The organism is Pseudomonas sp. GP01-A4 (assembly GCF_058780865.1).
Window position 1 is genome coordinate 1 of sequence record NZ_JBYSWF010000005.1, and the last position, 16,274, is coordinate 16,274.

Genomic DNA, 16,274 nt, shown 5'->3' on the forward strand with positions numbered 1-16,274 from the left:
TGTGGGAGCGGGCTTGCTCGCGAAGGCGGTGGGTCAGTCGGAACATTCTTGACTGATCCACCGCCTTCGCGAGCAAGCCCGCTCCCACATTTGGTTCACGGTTTTGTCAGCTAGCCTTTCACTGTTTTAGGTGCCTTGCCTTCCTTCATCTGTTGCAGCAGCGGCGCACACTGGTTCGGCTCATCGCCGCTCGGTGCCACCAGCGCCAGCAAACCCGCCGCCGGGCCGGCAATCACACCCAAGGCAACCATGCCCGCACCACGCAGCATCAGCGGCACCGCCTTCACGCCAGCATTCGGTTTGATAAACGGCCCGTTGACGTACAACGGCGAGCGCAGGGAAAACAGGCGGAAGCCTTTGGACTCCGGAGTAATGGTCAGGTCAAGCTGCTCGCTGGCCATGTTCGCGGTGCCATCGATGTAGATGATCGCGTTCTCGGTATCGAACACAAACAGGCGAGTCGTCGCCAGGCCCGACTTGATGCCGAAGTCTGCGGCCGCACAGTTGATCTTCACTTCCTTGTCGCCAAACAGGCGGCCGACCACGTAGTTGCCAACGTTGAGCCCGGCGATTTCCATCAGTCCGCGGCTGATGGCGCCGTCGTTGATCAACATCTTCAGATCGCCATTCGACGTGCCAAGCAATGCCGCGACGGAGTTGCCGCGCCCGGAAATGTCCGCGTCGCCGTTGAGCTCACCGAAGCTGGTTTTCATCGGCTCGAAGGTCGGGAACAGCTGCTTGAGCTTGAAGTTGCGCGCGGTGAGTCTGGCCTGGCCTTCCATCGGCGTGGTGCGCCCGTTGAGACGAATCTGCGCGTCGAGCTTGCCACCGGCCACACCGAAACGCAGGGGCTCCAGGCTCAACTGCCCGTCGTTCAGCACCAAGTGAGTGTAGAGATCGGTGAACGGCAATTCGGCACTGTGGACGATGCGTTTGCCGGTGAATTCAACGTCGGCATCCATGTCGCGCCAGCGCTCGGTGCGGAACTCTTCCACCGGCAGCACCTTGGTCGCCGGCTGCTTGCTTTCGCCGCCACGGGCTTTTTGCTTGGCGTTGGAGTCGGCACCGATCAGCGGCGCCAGGTCGGTCATCAACAGCTGGTTGGAGACCAGCGCCCCGGTGAGCTTGGGCCGCGGCTGGCTGGCGACGTAGCCGAGGTTGCCGTGGATGTCGCTGTTGCCGATCTTGCCGTTGAAGTTTTCATACTGGAACGACGCGCCACTGGCCTCATGCAGCTTGGCGATCAGGTGGCCGTCGGTGGAATAGGCCGGCGAATCCGGCAAGGTCACGCCGGTCAGCGGGTACAGGTTGCCCAGGCTGCTGCCGGAGAGTTTGAGGCGCAGGTCAAGGGCGCCGAGGTTCATCGGGTCGGTCAGGGTGCCGGCCAGCGCGATGCTGGTGTCGCCGATCCTGGCCTGGGCTTGCAGCGGGAACGGCTTGGCCGCGTCCTGCAAGGCCAGCAGGCCACCGATCTTGCCGGTGCCATCGAGCTTCTGGCCGTGGTATTGGCCCTTGACCTTGAGGCCGAACGCGTAATCCTGCGGCGCCGAGCCTTTTTCCAGGGCTTTCCTGGCGTCGGCATCGCCGACGATCTCGCCGAAGGGGATCGGCTTGCCGAGCAGGTCGATCACGACGTCGAGCTGGGTCTTGAGAGTCTGGTCGTCGAGGGTCACATGGCCTTTGTCGAAGCCGATGGCGCCGATGTCCACCACCCAGTTGGACGGTTCGGCATTCGGGTCCTTGGGGTCGAACTTGAAGGTCCAGTTGGCGCGGCCATCGGCCAGGCGCTGCAACTGCGCACTCGGTTCGGTGAGGTCGATACGCGGGATCACCACGCGCTGGGCCAGCAACGCCAGGGGCGAGATACGCAACTCCACGCGCTTGAGGGTGACCATCTGCGGGGCTTTCGACCAGTCGGGATTGCCCAGGGTCAGGTCTTCGGCAATCACATGGGGCCACGGAATCCAGGCGCGCCAGCCACCCTCATCGGGCTCGCGCTGCCACACCACTGCCAGGTTGCCATTGATGGCAAACGGTCGATGCAGCTCTTCGGAGACCTTGGCGTTGAGGGGCGGCTTGATCCGGTTCCAGTCAAAGAACACCAGGACCAACACCACAATGGCGATTAACAAAACGAAGCTGGCGCAGCTCCAGGCGAGAATTTTACGAGTGCGCGTCATTGCACAGGACTCCAGGTTACGACTGAGCGGGCGCTTTGCGGCGCGCGTTTTGACTACAGCTTATATGGCTACGACTGACAAACGGCGCGGGGGTTTAACCCCATTGATGAAATCCTCATAAAAACCGCCTTTCCTGACCAACCAGACAGTTTCAATCATCAACGACGCACCGTTGTTACCCACGTTCGTGTCGAAAATACCCACCTCGGTGCAAAAGCGCGGGCTTGAGACCTGCGAGATAGAGCCTTCGCAGGGAACAATCAATTCTGTTGATTATTACCATTGTGTTTATGAACTTTTATATCGACTTATCAAGAGTAGCATTAGCCCTGTACCCAATTTATCGCCCTCCCAAGGAGCAACCCATCATGAAACGCCAAATACTCGCAAGCTTTGCACTTTCCCTCCTGGCCACCAGCGCATTTGCCCTGCCAGCTGCTGAACAGGCAACCCCACAAGTGAAAGCCGACGCTTCCCACTTCAGCCAAACCCTGGCTCGCAGCGGCGCTTCGGACAAGAACAACACCGACTACAACGGCAGCATCACTGAAAACGGTTCGGAACAAGCCAACAAACGTGCTTACACCGAAGGCGTTGCTGAAGGTGGCCGTGATCGTCTGGAACAGAAAGGCCTGGTTGAAGGTGGCGCTGATCGCCTGATGGAACGCAACGCTGTTGCCGAAGGTGGTCGTGATCGCCTGGAACAGAAAGGCCTGGTTGAAGATGGTTCGAGCCGCGCCAACAAACGCGCTTATGCTGACGGCGTAGTGGAAGGCGGTGCTGACCGTCTGGCAGAACTGCATCAAGCACAGAGCTAAGCCCGTGCTGGCCCTGGAAAAAAGCCCGATCAGCCGATCGGGCTTTGACTTTGTGTGAACCGCAACGCCCTTCTCCCTTTTGAAGTTCGACGCTGGCAAAGCTGATTTGCTAGAGTGCGTCGCTGTCCTTGTCCACAAAGCCCGCCTGCCAATGCTGCCCCGCGCCGAACAGAAGCAACAGACCCGACTCGCCCTGATGGACGCAGCCCGCCATCTGATGGAGTGTGGCCGTGGGTTCGGCAGCCTCAGCCTGCGTGAAGTGGCCAAGACCGCCGGCATCGTGCCCACCGGTTTCTACCGTCACTTTGCCGATATGGATCAGTTGGGCCTGGTATTGGTCAGTGAAGTCGGCCAGACCTTTCGCGCGACGATTCGCTTGGTGCGCCACAACGAATTCGTGATGGGCGGCATCATTGATGCCTCCGTGCGGATTTTCCTTGATGTGGTCGCCGCCAACCGTTCGCAATTCCTGTTCCTGGCCCGCGAGCAATACGGTGGCAGCCTCGCCGTTCGCCAAGCCATTGGTGCCCTGCGTGAGGACATCGCCAGCGACCTCGCCGCCGACCTGACCCTGATGCCCAAGCTCCAGCACCTGGATGCCGACGGCCTGCACGTGATGGCCGACCTGATCGTCAAGAGCGTGTTCGCCACCCTGCCCGACATTATCGACCCGCCCGCCGAAGCGCTGCCTGCGCACCTCACGCCACAAGCCAAGATCACCCAGCAGCTGCGTTTCATCTTTATCGGTCTCAAGCATTGGCAAGGCCTGGGCAGCACCGAATAACTCAGCGCACGGTGTGAAAACGCTTGGCGGTGGTGTAGTTCCGGTTCCAATAGCTGTTGGCCAGTGAGTCGATGCGCACGCTTTTGCCCGTGCGTGGCGAGTGGATGAACTTGCCCTCTCCTATATAGAGACCAACGTGGCTGACCTGGCCGCGCCCATTGCCCCTGAAAAACACCGCATCACCCGGTTGCAACGCATTGCGCTTGACCGTGGCCGCGGTTGAGCGGTGCATCGCCGAGGTGGTGCGAGGCAGATGAATGTTGGCTTCGGTCTTGAACAGGTACACCAGGAAGCTGCTGCAATCGAAGCCCTGCTTCACCGAAGCGCCGCCCAATTTATAGGGCGTGCCCAACAGCTCGTGGGCGCGGTCGATCACGTTGTCGATAGTAGGTGGCGGCGCGAATGCCGGGGCACGCTGAAGATTGGCCGAAGCAGATGAAATGGCGAGCGACAAACTGACAATGAGTAAACAGAAAAATGACTTGTACATGGTGGAAACCGCTGAAGATTAAATACGGAGCGGAATCCTAATGAAACAGCGCGTAACGCAACGCACGGCAAATCCTGCAAGTGCGTAGGAAAAGTCCCAAGCAATCAAAACTCATAAAAGATGAAAGAAATTTCATGCACCAAGCAATGGAATTCAACGCCGAGCGCCCGGATCCGGTGCTATAAATCCAACCACGCACCAAAATGAAACATTTTGGAATAATTTCCTGCGCCATCAGGTGGCACAAGTCGCCTGCCTACAGGGAATTCCTACTCCCCGCGTGGTTGGCAAGACCCTTGCTCTAGCTTGCTTATCGCTCATAGCTGGAAGCTTTCTGATGCTGGTGATCCACCGCCGAATCGCCCCCCAACCCGTCTGGGCCGCAGAGTTGCTGCTGAATTTCGAAGCCCGCAGCAAAAGCCGCCTGCGCTGTTTCAGTGCCGACGGAGAAGACGTCGGCCTGTTTCTGGAGCGCGGCCAACCGCCGCTGCACGATGGCGAATTCCTACAGGCTGAAGACGGACGTGTCGTACGCGTGTGCGCCCGGCCTGAACAACTGCTGCACGTCACCTGCGGCAATGCCTTTGAACTGACCCGCGCCGCCTATCACCTGGGCAACCGCCACGTGGCGCTGCAAGTGGGTGACGGTTGGCTGCGCCTGCTCGATGACTACGTGCTCAAGGCCATGCTCGATCAGTTGGGCGCGACGACCGAGACCATCGAGGCCCCCTTCCAGCCGGAACACGGCGCCTATGGCGGCGGCCACCACCACTCCCGCCATGGCGACGAAGACTTCAACTACCCGCCCAAGCTGCACCAGTTCGGCGTACGCCTATGAACCCAGCCTGGGCGCTGTTGCGTCTGGCCAGTCCGCAGCTGCCGATTGGTGGCTACAGCTATTCCCAGGGCCTGGAAATGGCCGTGGAGCAAGCCCGCGTGACCGACCCGGCAAGTGCCGGGCGCTGGATCAGCGATCAACTGTTGCTCAACCTGGCGCGCTTCGAAGCGCCGCTGCTGCTCGCCCACTGCCAGGCCGCCGCCGAACAGGACTGGTCGCGCCTCGCGCAGTTGTGTGAGGAACACCGCGCCAGCCGTGAAACCCGCGAGCTTTATCAGGAAAGCCGGCAGATGGGCTATTCCCTGCACCAGCTATTGAACGGTTTACCGGAGCTGGATGACGCCGCCCGAGAGTTCCTGGCACAGCGTTCCGAACCGCACCTGGCGCTGGGCTGGGCCCTGGCCGCCCGCGCCTGGCAGATCAGCCCGGATGACGCCCTGGCCGCCTGGCTGTGGAGTTGGCTGGAAAACCAATTGGCGGTGCTGATGAAGACGCTGCCTCTGGGCCAACAAGCCGCCCAGCGCCTGACCAGCGAACTGCTGCCGCTGCTGCAACAAGCCCAGCAGGACGCCAGCCAGCTTGACCCCAATCACTACGGCAGCGCCGCGTTTGGCCTGTCCCTGGCGTGCATGGCCCATGAGCGCCAGTACAGCCGCCTGTTCCGTTCCTAGGGCACTTTATCTTGGAGAATCACATGAACACCCAACCCCTGCGCGTCGGCATCGGCGGCCCGGTCGGCTCCGGCAAGACCGCCCTGACCCTGGCCCTGTGCCTGGCCCTGCGTGATCGCTACAACCTGGCGGTGGTCACCAACGATATCTACACCCGCGAAGACGCCGACTTCCTGGTGCGCAACCAGGCCCTGGCGCCCGAGCGCATCATCGGTGTGGAAACCGGCGGCTGCCCCCACACCGCGATTCGCGAAGACGCCTCCATCAACCTCGAAGCAGTAGACCAACTCAACCGTCGCTTTCCCGGCCTGGACCTGATCCTGGTGGAATCCGGCGGCGACAACCTGTCGGCCACCTTCAGCCCGGAACTGTCGGACCTGACCATCTACGTGATCGATGTGTCGGCCGGCGACAAGCTGCCGCGCAAAGGCGGGCCGGGAATCTGCAAATCCGACCTGCTGGTGATCAACAAGATCGATCTGGCGCCGCTGGTAGGCGCATCCCTGGAGCTGATGAACAGCGATACCCAGCGCATGCGCGGCGGTAAACCTTTCGTCTTCAGCAATCAGAAAACCGGCGTCGGCCTGGAAGAAATCGTCGCCTTCATCGAACGCCAGGGCTTGCTGACCGCAGCCTGATCAACCCCCACAAGGAGCCTGTCCATGCGCCTCAATACACTTCTCGCTGCCGCAGCCTTGCTGCTCACTCCCGCCCTCGCCTTCGCCCACCCCGGCCATGGCGACAACGGCCTGGTGGCCGGTATCAGCCACCCGCTGGGCGGCATCGACCACTTGTTGGCAATGGTCGCCGTGGGCCTGTGGGCCGCTCAACAAAAAGGCTCGGCGCGCTGGGCGCTGCCGTGCACGTTTGTCGGCACCATGCTGATCGGCGGGATGCTGGGCTTTGAAGGGCTGGAACTGCCGGCGCTGGAAAGCGGGATTGCCGCGTCGGTGCTGGCGCTGGGCCTGGCGGTAGCGCTGGCGGTGCGGCCGCCGTTGTTCGTGGCGGTGGCGGCGACGGCGCTGTTTGCACTGTTCCATGGCGTGGCCCATGGTTTGGAGCTGCCGGACATGTCCAGCCCTTGGGCGTATGCCATAGGGTTTGTGGGTGCGACGGCGGTTTTGCATGCTGCCGGTTATGCCGTGGTGCGTTTCCTGCCGGCGGCGGCTGCGCCGTTGGTGCGGGTGGCGGGTGCGGCTTCGGCGGCGACTGGGGTTTGGTTGCTCGCTGCCTGATTTTCGGTGCTCCTGAGGGCCTCTTCGCGAGCAAGCCCGCTCCCACAGTCGACTGCATTCCAACAATGGAACTCGATCGAATGTGGGAGCGGGCTTGCTCGCGAAGGCGGCAGTAAAGACAACACCGATCCCAAGCCTGATACCATGTCGCGCAAACACCCCTGCCGTGACGACGCCAGCCGATGCCCATCGCTCCAAGCTCCGCCCTCAAGCCTCAATTGACCGCCGTGTTGACGCACTTCCACGACCTGATCGTGCCGCTCTGGCAAGGCCCGGGCTGGAATGCCGACCTGGCGCTGCCCTATGAGGCCCTGGACGCCGATCATCGGCCTTTGCCCCCGCAACGCTATCGCGCCATGGCCTGCGCACGGCAGTTGTACCTGTTTGCCAGCCTGATCGGTGAACCCGGCGCAGCCTTTGCCGAGGAGCGCGCCGCCGCGTTGTTCCGTTCCCTGCAACGGCACTTCCACGACGCCGAGCACGGCGGCTGGTTCTACAGCATCGACGCCCACGGCAAGCCGCTGGATAAACGCAAAGACCTCTACACCCACGCCTTCATCATCTTCGCCTGCGCCCACTATTGGGCCAAGGTGCGTGAATCGCTGGTGGAATCGGTACTCGACGCCGCCCTGGAAGTGGTCGCCGAACGCTTCGCCACCGGCGACGGCCTGTACGAAGCGGTGCTGGAACGTAACTGGTCATCCCTCAAGTCTGGCCCTCTGCAAAACCCGCTGATGCACCTTGCCGAAGGTTTCCTCGCCACGCTGGCCGTGCGGGAGGACGCCGTCACCCAAGACGCGTTGCTGGACCTGGCCAACGCCATGCAGAAGCGCTTCATCGACCGCCAACACGGGGTGATGATGGAAAAACCGCTGGGCGCTGTGGATAACTGGTTTGAACCGGGGCATCAGTTCGAATGGTTCTTCCTGCTGGAATCTTCGGACCTGTTGCGCGGCACACCGCTGCACACATCGCTGAACAAAGCGTTCACCTATGCCGAGCAAAAGGGTGTGGATAACCTGACCGGTGCGGTCAGCGGCATGCTCGCCCTGGACGGCAGCGTGCGCGACGGCACTCAGCGCATCTGGGCCCAGGCCGAATACCTGCGGGCGCTGACCTTGCGGCCCGACAGTGAAGCCGTGCTGCAACGCCAATTGCTGGCGCTGCAACAACGCTTCCTGCACGACAAAGGCTGGAATGAGTGCCTGGATGCCAAGGGGCGCGTGAGCCGGCGGGACATGCCGTCGACCACGCCTTACCACTTGGCGACGTGCTACCTGGGCCTTACGCAATCCATTTGCGGTCCCCGGTAAAACTGATCGTCAGCCAGCGGGCCGCGTCGGGCTTGCCCAACCCTGTGGATATTTCTTCGCGCAGCCCGTCCAGGGTGGCGACGTTATCCACCGGGTAATCCGCCGGCAGCACCACATGAATCTCGATAAACCGCGCCCGCCCGTGCTTCTGCACGTAGGACACGTAATCATCGAAACCATGCCTGGCCTGGGCCGCCTCCATCACTTCGCGCACTTTGCCGTCCAGTTGGTCCGGCACAATCCCCAACACGTCGCGTAGCGCCGGGCGCAGGATCTTGAAGGCCGGCGCCAGCATGCTCAACGCCAGCAGGATCAGGATCAACGGGTCCACATACACCGCCCACTGCCCATAGCCCTGGGACTTGAGCAACAGCGCCGCCAGGAAGCTCACCAGCAGCCCCACCGACAGCATCGCGTCCACCAGCCAGCTGATGTTGTCGAACTGGATCAGCGACGACTTGAGCGTGCGATTGCGGTAACGCACGTAGAAGAAATAGGCGAACTCGACGACGGTAAACACCGCCGCATAGATGATCACCAGACCCAACTCGATATCGCGCCCGCCATTGATAATGCCGAACACGCCGTTGAGAAACGCGTAGATGGCGATCAACAGCAGGAAACTGCCCTCGATCAGCAGCACCATGGGCTCCAGGTGCCAGTAGCCGAACTGGAAACGTTCGTTGCTTTTCTTGGCGATCAGCTTGGCCGTGATCAGCATCAGCACCTTGATGGCGGTGGCGATCAGCGAGAAAAAGCCGTCGAATAAAATCGATTGGGCGCCCGACACCACCCCTGTGACAATCCCGGCGATCGCCACGGCAAACATCAGGATGGTCGATTGTTTGAGCAGCGACTGCTCACCTCGGTTACTCACATATCCTCCTGTCAAAACCTTTGAACCGCACAGCGCGGCGGGGTTTTCAGGGGTGGAGTGTACCTTATGTCCTGTTTTGGCCGATTTGCCGCATTTTCCAGGTTGACAAAAACCCTGTGGCGAGGGAGCTTGCTCCCGCTGGGCGGCGAAGCCGCCCCAAAAAAGCCAGGGCCGCTTCGCAGCCCAGCGGGAGCAAGCTCCCTCGCCACAACAGCTCGACGAACTTAGGCCTTGGCGCCACGCTCAATCGCAAACCCGGCCCAGGTCTGGCTCACTGGCATCAGCTCCAGGCGGTTGATGTTCACGTGTGCCGGGGTGTTAAGCACCCAGAAGATCGTATCCGCAATGTCCTGCGGCTGGATCGGCTCGGCACCGGCATAAGTCGCGTCATAACGCGCCTGGTCACCGGCAAAGCGCACCAGCGAGAACTCACTCTCACACAGGCCCGGCTCGATGTTGGTCACGCGCACGCCGGTGCCCTGCAGGTCGCAACGCAGGTTCAGCGAGAACTGTTTGACGAAGGCCTTGGTGCCGCCATACACGTGGCTGCCCGGGTACGGGTAGCTGCCGGCAATGGAACCGAGGTTGATGATGCCGGCGCCACGGCCGTGGGCGATCAAGCGCGGCAACAGCAGGCTGGTGGTGGTCAGCAGGCCCTTGATGTTGGTGTCGACCATGGTTTCCCAATCGTCAAGGCTGCACTTCGGCGCAGGGTCGGTGCCCACCGCCAGGCCGGCGTTGTTGATCAGCCCGCGCAGCGTGGCAAAGGACGGCGGCAGGTTGGCGATCGCCTCTTCCATGGCCTTGCGGTCACGCACGTCCACCACCAGGCCGAGCACTTCGGTCTGCTTGGAAAGCTCGGCGCACAGGGCGTTCAAGCGCTCTGCGCGGCGGCCGGTGAGCACCAGTTTCCAGCCGGCTTCGGCAAAACGGCGGGCACAGGCTTCGCCAAAACCGGAGGTCGCGCCAGTAATAAACAGCGTATCGGACATGGTGTTCTCCTTGCGGGGCTACGAGGTAAAAAATCAGCCAGCAGAATGCCCGGCTGCCGGGCTGGCGGCAACTGTTACACGCTGTGGACACAGGTGAATGCCGCTCATGCTGTACGAAATTCAACCAATCGCCTGAAAGCCATACAGGCCGTGGCGTGCAGCCATGTGCGCGCACCTTATCCACAGCCCCGTCCACAGTCTTTGGGGGCAAGTACAAAAGCTGAAAGCCGCGCTACACAAGGCTTTCAGCGCGATTCAAAAAGTTTTTTGCTTGACCTTGCGCAGCCCGTATGTAGCCCGGTTCAAAACGGTGCAACTAGGACGATGGCTCCAGGCCAGTCATTCCGGCCTCTGCGGCACTCTTTCCAGAGTTTAGTCACAGACTTATCCACAGGCCGTAGTGACATATTCCGGTCATATACCTGTGTCTTTAAACAGGTTGACAAAACCCTCGGGTGGTCACGAAAAACTCACTGATCAATAAACAACCACCACGCTGCAAGCCGCGAAAACAAAGGCCTCCAGCCAGCTACTCCCACGTTACCCACAGCCGGTTCCACAGTGCTTGGGGACAAGTCAAAACTGTGACAAAACAGGGATTTGCGGCGGCTATATGTCGCGCTTTGGCAGGTGCCTGGATTTGTTGTCCACAATTTCAGGAAAGCCTGCAGGCGACGCAAAAAAATGTGGGAGCGGGCTTGTGTGGGAGCGGGCTTGCTCGCGAAAGCGGCGTATCAGTCAATGCACATGTGACTGACCCACCGTCTTCGCGAGCAAGCCCGCTCCCACACAAGCCCGCTCCCACATTGGACCTGCGAACGACTTAATGCCCGCCGAGGTAGGCGTTACGCACCTCCTCATTCACCAGCAGCTCCTTGCCGGTGCCGGTAAGGCGAATCTCGCCGTTGACCATCACGTACGCCCGGTCCGACAAGCGCAACGCATGGTTGGCGTTCTGCTCCACCAGGAAGATGGTCATGCCGGTAGACGCCAGCTCCCGCAGCGTGGAAAAGATCTGCTTCACCACGATCGGCGCCAGCCCCAGGCTCGGCTCGTCCAGCAGCAACAGCTTGGGCCGGCTCATCAGTGCGCGGGCGATGGCAAGCATCTGCTGTTCACCACCGGACATGGTCATCGCCCGCTGGTTGCGCCGCTCCTTGAGACGCGGGAACAGCTCGAACATGCGCTGCATGTCCTCGGTGGCGAACTTGTCGCCAATCGGGATGGTGCCCATCAGCAGGTTTTCCTCGACGGTCATGTCGGGGAACACCCGCCGCCCTTCCGGCGACTGCGCAATGCCATTGGAGGCGATGTAGTGGGACGATTTGTGGGTAATGTCGACGCCGCGGTAGATGATCTGCCCGGACTCGGCCCGTGGCTGGCCAAAGATCGACATCAGCAGCGTGGATTTACCCGCGCCGTTGGAGCCGATCAGGCTCACGGTTTCGCCTTCGTTGATGTGCAGCGAAACTTTCTTCAGGGCCTGGATCGGGCCGTAGAACACGTCCAGGTCTTTCAGTTCGAGGATTGGCTCACTCATACCAGCTCCTCTTCGTCAGCGCCCAGATAAGCCGCGATCACCTTCGGATCATTGCGGATCGCTTCCGGCCCGCCCTCGGCAATCACGTTGCCGTGGTCCAGCACCACGATGTGGTCGGAAATACTCATCACCATGCCCATGTCGTGTTCGATCAGCACCACCGTCAGGTCGTGCTCGTCCCGCAGCAGGCGAATCATCGCGCTGAGGGCTTCGGTTTCCTGGGGGTTGAGGCCGGCAGCCGGTTCGTCGAGGCAGATGATCTGCGGCCGGGTGCACATGGCACGAGCGATTTCCAGGCGGCGTTGCTGGCCGTAGGACAGCTCGCCGGCCAGGCGGTTGGCGCAGTCCACCAGGTCCACCACTTCCAGCCAGTAGAACGCATGGTCGAGGGCATCGCTTTCAGCCTTGCGGTAGCCCTTGGTATTGAGGATGCCCGCGAGCATGTTGCGGTTGACCCACATGTGCTGGGCCACCAGCAGGTTCTCCACCACCGACATTTCCTTGAACAGGCGAATGTTCTGGAAGGTGCGCGCCAAACCCGCCCGGTTCACCAGGTGAGTGCCGCCGAACATCTTGTAGAACACCCGGCTGACGAAGCTTTTCGGCGAGACAAAGTCGGTGGCCTTGAAGCGCTCGCCCAGCAGTTGGATCACGTTGGTCTGCTTGCCGCGCACATTGAGTTCGATCTTGCCGCCGGAGGCTTTGTAGAAACCGGTCAGGCAGTTGAACACGGTGGTCTTGCCGGCACCGTTGGGACCGATCAGGGCGAAGATCGAGTTGCGCTTGACCTTGAGACTTACGTCGCTCAAGGCCTTGATGCCACCAAAGTGCATCATCAGGTGTTCCACGGAAAGAACGACTTCCTTGCTCATGGCGCCACTCCTTTACGCGGGACAACACCGGTACGGCTGATACGAATCAGGCCTCGTGGTCGCCAGATCATCATCACCACCATCAACACGCCGAAGAGCAGCACGCGGTACTCGGAGAAGCTGCGCAGCAGCTCCGGCGCCACCGTCAGCACGAACGCGGCAATCACCACGCCGACGGTCGAGCCCATGCCGCCCAATACCACGATGGCGAGGATCAGCGCCGACTCGAAGAAGGTGAACGACGACGGGTTGACGAAGCCCTGGTAGCTGGCGAAAAACACCCCGGCCAGACCGGCAGTGGACGCGCCGATGGTGAACGCCGAGAGCTTCACCAGCACGTGGTTGAGGCCCATGGAACGGCAGGCGATTTCGTCTTCGCGCAAGGCTTCCCACGCGCGGCCCACCGGCATGCGGGTCAGGCGGTGCTTGATGTACAGCACCAGCAGCACTACCAGGAACAGCACGATGTAGATGAACAGGAATTTGATGTTGGGGTTGTAGTCGATGCCGAAGAACTCGTGGAACGGCACCCCGCCATCCTTCGCCTTGCGCACGAACTCCAGGCCGAAAAACGTTGGCGACGGCACCGGCATGCCGTTCGGGCCACCGGTAAACGACAGCCAGTTATTCAGCACCAGGCGGATGATTTCACCGAAGCCCAGGGTCACGATCGCCAGGTAATCGCCGTGCATTCGCAGCACCGGAAACCCGAGTATGCACCCCGCCAGCGCCGCACAAATCGCCGCCAGCGGCAGCACCGACCAGAAGCCCAGGCCGAGGTACTGGTAACCCAGCGCCAGGCCATAGGCGCCGATGGCGTAGAACGCCACGTAACCCAGGTCGAGCAGCCCGGCCAGGCCGACCACGATGTTCAGGCCAAGGCCCAGCAACACGTAGATCAACCCGAGGATCACCACGGTCAGCAGGTATTTGTTGGCAAAGAACGGGAACACGATAGCAATCACGATCAACGCCGGGATGATCCAGCGCAGGCGCGACTTGTAGTCCGGCTTGAGTACATGCACACCGGAGCCGGTGCTTTCAAACCCTTGCAGAATCCGCAGGCCCCTTGGGGTTTGCAGGAACAGGCTCATGGCGAACCGGCCGACCATCACGATGGCCACCAGGATGCCGACACGCGCCGGTTGCAGGTTGAAGCTGTAGCCGTCGAGGACCACGCCGACGATCGGACCGAACACGATCAGCGAAATCAGCCCGGCGAGTACCGCATCGACGACACTTTTCTTGATATCGATAGAGTAGGCAGCAGACATAGTTATACCTTCGCCACGAGTGGGCGACCGAGCAGGCCCTGGGGACGGAAAATCAGGATCACCACCAGCAGGGAGAAACTGAACACGTCTTTGTAGTCAGAGTTGATCAACCCCGAGAACAGCGACTCGGAAATACCCAGGATGATCCCGCCCAGCATGGCCCCAGGCAGGGAGCCGATGCCGCCGAGTACCGCTGCGGTAAATGCCTTGATGCCGATGATGAAGCCGGCATAGAAGTCGAACGTGCCGTAGTTCAGGGTGATCAGCACACCGGCCAGCGCGGCCATGGCGGCACCAATCACGAATACGTAGGAGATGACCCGGTCGGTGTTGATACCGAGGATCGACGCCATCTTGCGGTCTTGCTGGGTAGCGCGGCACATGCGGCCGAGCTTGGTGTACTTGATGATGTAGGTCAGCAGGCCCATGCCGACGAACGCGGCCACCAGGATGAACACCTTGGTGTAGGTCAATTGCACGAAGCCGGTGCCGATATCGACTCTCCAGGCGCCGGCCAGCAGCGTCGGGATGCCTTGTTGCTTGGCGCCCTGGGCGATCTGCGCGTAGTTCTGCAGGATCAGCGAAATACCGATGGCGCTGATCAGCGGTGCCAGTCGGGTGGAGTTGCGCAGCGGTTTGTAGGCGACACGCTCGATGACCCAGCCGTAGACGCCGGTGACGACGACGGTGAAGATCAGGGTGCCAAGGATGAGCAGCGGGAAGGATTCGATGCCGAAGTAAGCCAGCAGTGCCAGACTGATCGCCGCGAGGTAAGCGGAAATCATATAAACCTCGCCATGGGCGAAGTTGATCATGCCAATGATGCCATAGACCATTGTGTAGCCGATGGCGATCAAGCCATAGACCGACCCGAGGGTCAGCCCATTGACCAGTTGCTGCAGGAAAATACCATCCATAACGCAATCTCACGCAGTGAGAGCCTGCACACCTGTGGGTGTGCGGATCTTCTAGGAGGAAAAGACAGACACAAAAGGGGCTGGCAACCAAGTCCCCGTGTAGGAGCTGGCGTGTGTGGGCGCCGGGCTTGCCCGCGATAGCGACACCTCGGAATGTCAGTCAACCCGAGGTGACGCTATCGCAGGCAAGCCAGCCCCCACAAAAGCCCGGTTCCCACAGGGTCAAGTGGCGTCTAACCCATCGCGCTAACTATTACTTCTGCTTTTCCAGCTGGTGATACTTGCCGTCCTTGTCCCACTGGTAAACCACATAGTCGGAGATTTTCAGGTCGCCCTTGGCGTCCCAGTTCTTCTCGCCCATGACGGTTTTGACCGGGTGGGATTTCAGCCATTTGGCTGCGTCTTCGCCCTTGTCGGACTTGGCGCCATTGAAACCGGCGGCCAGGGCCTGGATCGAGGCGTAGGCGTACAGGGTGTAGCCTTCAGGCTCGGTGCCATTTTTGCGGAACTCTTCCACCACGGTCTTGCTGTCTGGCAGCAGGCGTGGGTCGGCGCCGAAGGTCATGTACACGCCATCCACGTACTGTGCACCACCGGCGGTGGCCACCAGTTCGTCGGTCACCACGCCGTCATCGGACATGAACTTGACGTCTTTCAGGCCGGCTTCACGAATCTGCCGAACCAGTGGGCCGGCTTCCGGGTGCAGGCCGCCGAAGTACACGACGTCAGCACCGGTGGAGCGGATCTTGGTAACCAAGGCGCTGAAATCTTTCTCGCCACGGGTCAGGCCTTCTTCCAGCACCGGCTTCACACCGCGCTTGGTCAACTGCGCCGCAGTGGCGTCGGCCAGGCCTTTGCCGTAGGTGTCCTTGTCGTTGATAACGGCAACTTTCTTGCCCTTGAGCACGTCGACGATGTAGTCGCCGGCCACGATGCCTTGCTGATCGTCACGACCACACATGCGGAACACGGCCGACAGGCCACGCTCGGTAACCTGCGGGTTGGTGGAGCCCGGGGTGATCATGATCACGCCCGCATCGGCATACACCTCGGAGGCTGGGATAGTGTTCGACGAGCAGAAGTGCCCGACCACGCCAATCACTTTGTCCTGGTCAACCAGGCGGTTGGCCACGGCCACGGCCTGCTTGGGTTCGCAGGCGTCATCGCCGGCCACCAGCTTGATCTGCTCGCCGTTGATGCCGCCGGCCTTGTTGATGACATCGGCTGCCGCCTGGGCACCTTTCATGTACTGCTCACCAAATGCCGCGTTGGCGCCGGTCATCGGCCCCGCTACGCCAATCTTCACATCAGCTTGAGCAAACGCAGAAACACCCAGCGCCGCAGCAACGGCGAGGGCTAGAAAACCTTTCTTGTAAAACGTCTGGGACATGAGTGGTGCTCCGAGGTTTTTGTTGAATTGGCACTGCAGCTTCACTTCAAAAACTTTCGGAGAAAGCCCAGAGCAAGCGTCGT

At 60.9% G+C, this 16,274-nt stretch carries 16 protein-coding genes; 7 read left to right on the forward strand and 9 right to left on the reverse strand.

All coding sequences use genetic code 11. The annotated features are described in order from the left end of the window. Positions 1–110: 110 nt before the first annotated feature. On the reverse strand, positions 111–2,180 hold the full coding sequence (locus AC3WKX_RS05030) for an AsmA family protein (protein WP_003217419.1): 2,070 nt from the start codon (positions 2,178–2,180) through the stop codon (positions 111–113). A gap of 368 nt (positions 2,181–2,548) precedes the next feature. Here AC3WKX_RS05030 and AC3WKX_RS05035 point away from each other — a divergent pair, with 368 nt between their 5' ends. After that, on the forward strand, positions 2,549–2,998 hold the full coding sequence (locus tag AC3WKX_RS05035; protein WP_003217421.1) for a hypothetical protein: 450 nt from the start codon (positions 2,549–2,551) through the stop codon (positions 2,996–2,998). Positions 2,999–3,149: 151 nt separating this feature from the next. Next, complete coding sequence (locus tag AC3WKX_RS05040) at positions 3,150–3,782, forward strand: TetR family transcriptional regulator (RefSeq protein WP_003217423.1); 633 nt, start codon at positions 3,150–3,152, stop codon at positions 3,780–3,782. 1 nt (position 3,783) lies between these two features. Here AC3WKX_RS05040 and AC3WKX_RS05045 read toward each other — a convergent pair whose 3' ends face one another. Continuing rightward, positions 3,784–4,272 carry a C40 family peptidase gene (locus tag AC3WKX_RS05045; RefSeq protein WP_003217425.1) on the reverse strand — a complete coding sequence of 163 codons (489 nt, stop codon included), beginning with the start codon at positions 4,270–4,272 and terminating at the stop codon, positions 3,784–3,786. Between the two features lie 337 nt (positions 4,273–4,609). Here AC3WKX_RS05045 and ureE point away from each other — a divergent pair, with 337 nt between their 5' ends. From ureE to AC3WKX_RS05070, 5 genes are all read left to right on the forward strand, one after another. Further along, complete coding sequence (gene ureE, locus AC3WKX_RS05050) at positions 4,610–5,110, forward strand: urease accessory protein UreE (protein ID WP_008439076.1); 501 nt, start codon at positions 4,610–4,612, stop codon at positions 5,108–5,110. Then, positions 5,107–5,781 (forward strand): urease accessory protein UreF, encoded by a 675-nt coding sequence (locus AC3WKX_RS05055; RefSeq protein ID WP_102604261.1) that lies wholly within the window; start codon positions 5,107–5,109, stop codon positions 5,779–5,781. Before ureE ends, AC3WKX_RS05055 begins: the two co-directional genes overlap by 4 nt. A gap of 23 nt (positions 5,782–5,804) precedes the next feature. Beyond that, positions 5,805–6,419: an urease accessory protein UreG gene (gene ureG, locus AC3WKX_RS05060; RefSeq protein WP_003217431.1), complete on the forward strand. Its 615-nt coding sequence runs from the start codon at positions 5,805–5,807 to the stop codon at positions 6,417–6,419. Between the two features lie 24 nt (positions 6,420–6,443). Beyond that, on the forward strand, positions 6,444–7,016 hold the full coding sequence (locus AC3WKX_RS05065; protein WP_087692463.1) for a HupE/UreJ family protein: 573 nt from the start codon (positions 6,444–6,446) through the stop codon (positions 7,014–7,016). Positions 7,017–7,198: 182 nt separating this feature from the next. Continuing rightward, positions 7,199–8,329, forward strand: coding sequence for an AGE family epimerase/isomerase (locus AC3WKX_RS05070; RefSeq protein ID WP_102604262.1), 1,131 nt, complete (start codon positions 7,199–7,201; stop codon positions 8,327–8,329). Here AC3WKX_RS05070 and AC3WKX_RS05075 read toward each other — a convergent pair. From AC3WKX_RS05075 to AC3WKX_RS05105, 7 genes are all read right to left on the reverse strand, one after another. Next, positions 8,301–9,206, reverse strand: coding sequence for a cation diffusion facilitator family transporter (locus AC3WKX_RS05075; protein ID WP_102367988.1), 906 nt, complete (start codon positions 9,204–9,206; stop codon positions 8,301–8,303). The genes AC3WKX_RS05070 and AC3WKX_RS05075 overlap by 29 nt on opposite strands. A 224-nt stretch (positions 9,207–9,430) precedes the next feature. Next, positions 9,431–10,198: an SDR family oxidoreductase gene (locus AC3WKX_RS05080; protein ID WP_008439080.1), complete on the reverse strand. Its 768-nt coding sequence runs from the start codon at positions 10,196–10,198 to the stop codon at positions 9,431–9,433. Between the two features lie 823 nt (positions 10,199–11,021). Then, the gene (locus AC3WKX_RS05085; RefSeq protein ID WP_003217439.1) at positions 11,022–11,738 is read right to left on the reverse strand and encodes an ABC transporter ATP-binding protein; all 717 of its coding nucleotides are present in this window, start codon (positions 11,736–11,738) and stop codon (positions 11,022–11,024) included. Next, a complete protein-coding gene (locus AC3WKX_RS05090) occupies positions 11,735–12,610 on the reverse strand; it encodes an ABC transporter ATP-binding protein (RefSeq protein ID WP_003217442.1) in 876 nt (291 codons plus the stop codon). Before AC3WKX_RS05090 ends, AC3WKX_RS05085 begins: the two co-directional genes overlap by 4 nt. Continuing rightward, entirely contained in the window at positions 12,607–13,884 is a 1,278-nt protein-coding gene (gene livM, locus AC3WKX_RS05095) for a high-affinity branched-chain amino acid ABC transporter permease LivM (protein WP_003217445.1), read from the reverse strand. The genes AC3WKX_RS05090 and livM overlap by 4 nt, the downstream gene beginning before the upstream one ends. A 2-nt stretch (positions 13,885–13,886) precedes the next feature. Next, positions 13,887–14,801, reverse strand: a complete 915-nt coding sequence (locus AC3WKX_RS05100) for an ABC transporter permease subunit (protein WP_003217447.1) — start codon at positions 14,799–14,801, stop codon at positions 13,887–13,889. Positions 14,802–15,054: 253 nt separating this feature from the next. Continuing rightward, positions 15,055–16,191, reverse strand: a complete 1,137-nt coding sequence (locus AC3WKX_RS05105; protein WP_003217449.1) for a branched-chain amino acid ABC transporter substrate-binding protein — start codon at positions 16,189–16,191, stop codon at positions 15,055–15,057. Positions 16,192–16,274 lie beyond the last annotated feature (83 nt).

Excerpts from the sequence above, each read along its gene's own strand:
- AC3WKX_RS05030 (WP_003217419.1), bottom strand. The coding sequence starts at position 2,180 with ATGACGCGCACTCGTAAAATTCTCGCCTGGAGCTGCGCCAGCTTCGTT.
- AC3WKX_RS05035 (WP_003217421.1), top strand. The coding sequence starts at position 2,549 with ATGAAACGCCAAATACTCGCAAGCTTTGCACTTTCCCTCCTGGCCACC.
- AC3WKX_RS05040 (WP_003217423.1), top strand. The coding sequence starts at position 3,150 with ATGCTGCCCCGCGCCGAACAGAAGCAACAGACCCGACTCGCCCTGATG.
- AC3WKX_RS05045 (WP_003217425.1), bottom strand. The coding sequence starts at position 4,272 with ATGTACAAGTCATTTTTCTGTTTACTCATTGTCAGTTTGTCGCTCGCC.
- ureE (WP_008439076.1), top strand. The coding sequence starts at position 4,610 with ATGCTGGTGATCCACCGCCGAATCGCCCCCCAACCCGTCTGGGCCGCA.
- AC3WKX_RS05055 (WP_102604261.1), top strand. The coding sequence starts at position 5,107 with ATGAACCCAGCCTGGGCGCTGTTGCGTCTGGCCAGTCCGCAGCTGCCG.
- ureG (WP_003217431.1), top strand. The coding sequence starts at position 5,805 with ATGAACACCCAACCCCTGCGCGTCGGCATCGGCGGCCCGGTCGGCTCC.
- AC3WKX_RS05065 (WP_087692463.1), top strand. The coding sequence starts at position 6,444 with ATGCGCCTCAATACACTTCTCGCTGCCGCAGCCTTGCTGCTCACTCCC.
- AC3WKX_RS05070 (WP_102604262.1), top strand. The coding sequence starts at position 7,199 with ATGCCCATCGCTCCAAGCTCCGCCCTCAAGCCTCAATTGACCGCCGTG.
- AC3WKX_RS05080 (WP_008439080.1), bottom strand. The coding sequence starts at position 10,198 with ATGTCCGATACGCTGTTTATTACTGGCGCGACCTCCGGTTTTGGCGAA.
- AC3WKX_RS05085 (WP_003217439.1), bottom strand. The coding sequence starts at position 11,738 with ATGAGTGAGCCAATCCTCGAACTGAAAGACCTGGACGTGTTCTACGGC.
- AC3WKX_RS05090 (WP_003217442.1), bottom strand. The coding sequence starts at position 12,610 with ATGAGCAAGGAAGTCGTTCTTTCCGTGGAACACCTGATGATGCACTTT.
- livM (WP_003217445.1), bottom strand. The coding sequence starts at position 13,884 with ATGTCTGCTGCCTACTCTATCGATATCAAGAAAAGTGTCGTCGATGCG.
- AC3WKX_RS05100 (WP_003217447.1), bottom strand. The coding sequence starts at position 14,801 with ATGGATGGTATTTTCCTGCAGCAACTGGTCAATGGGCTGACCCTCGGG.
- AC3WKX_RS05105 (WP_003217449.1), bottom strand. The coding sequence starts at position 16,191 with ATGTCCCAGACGTTTTACAAGAAAGGTTTTCTAGCCCTCGCCGTTGCT.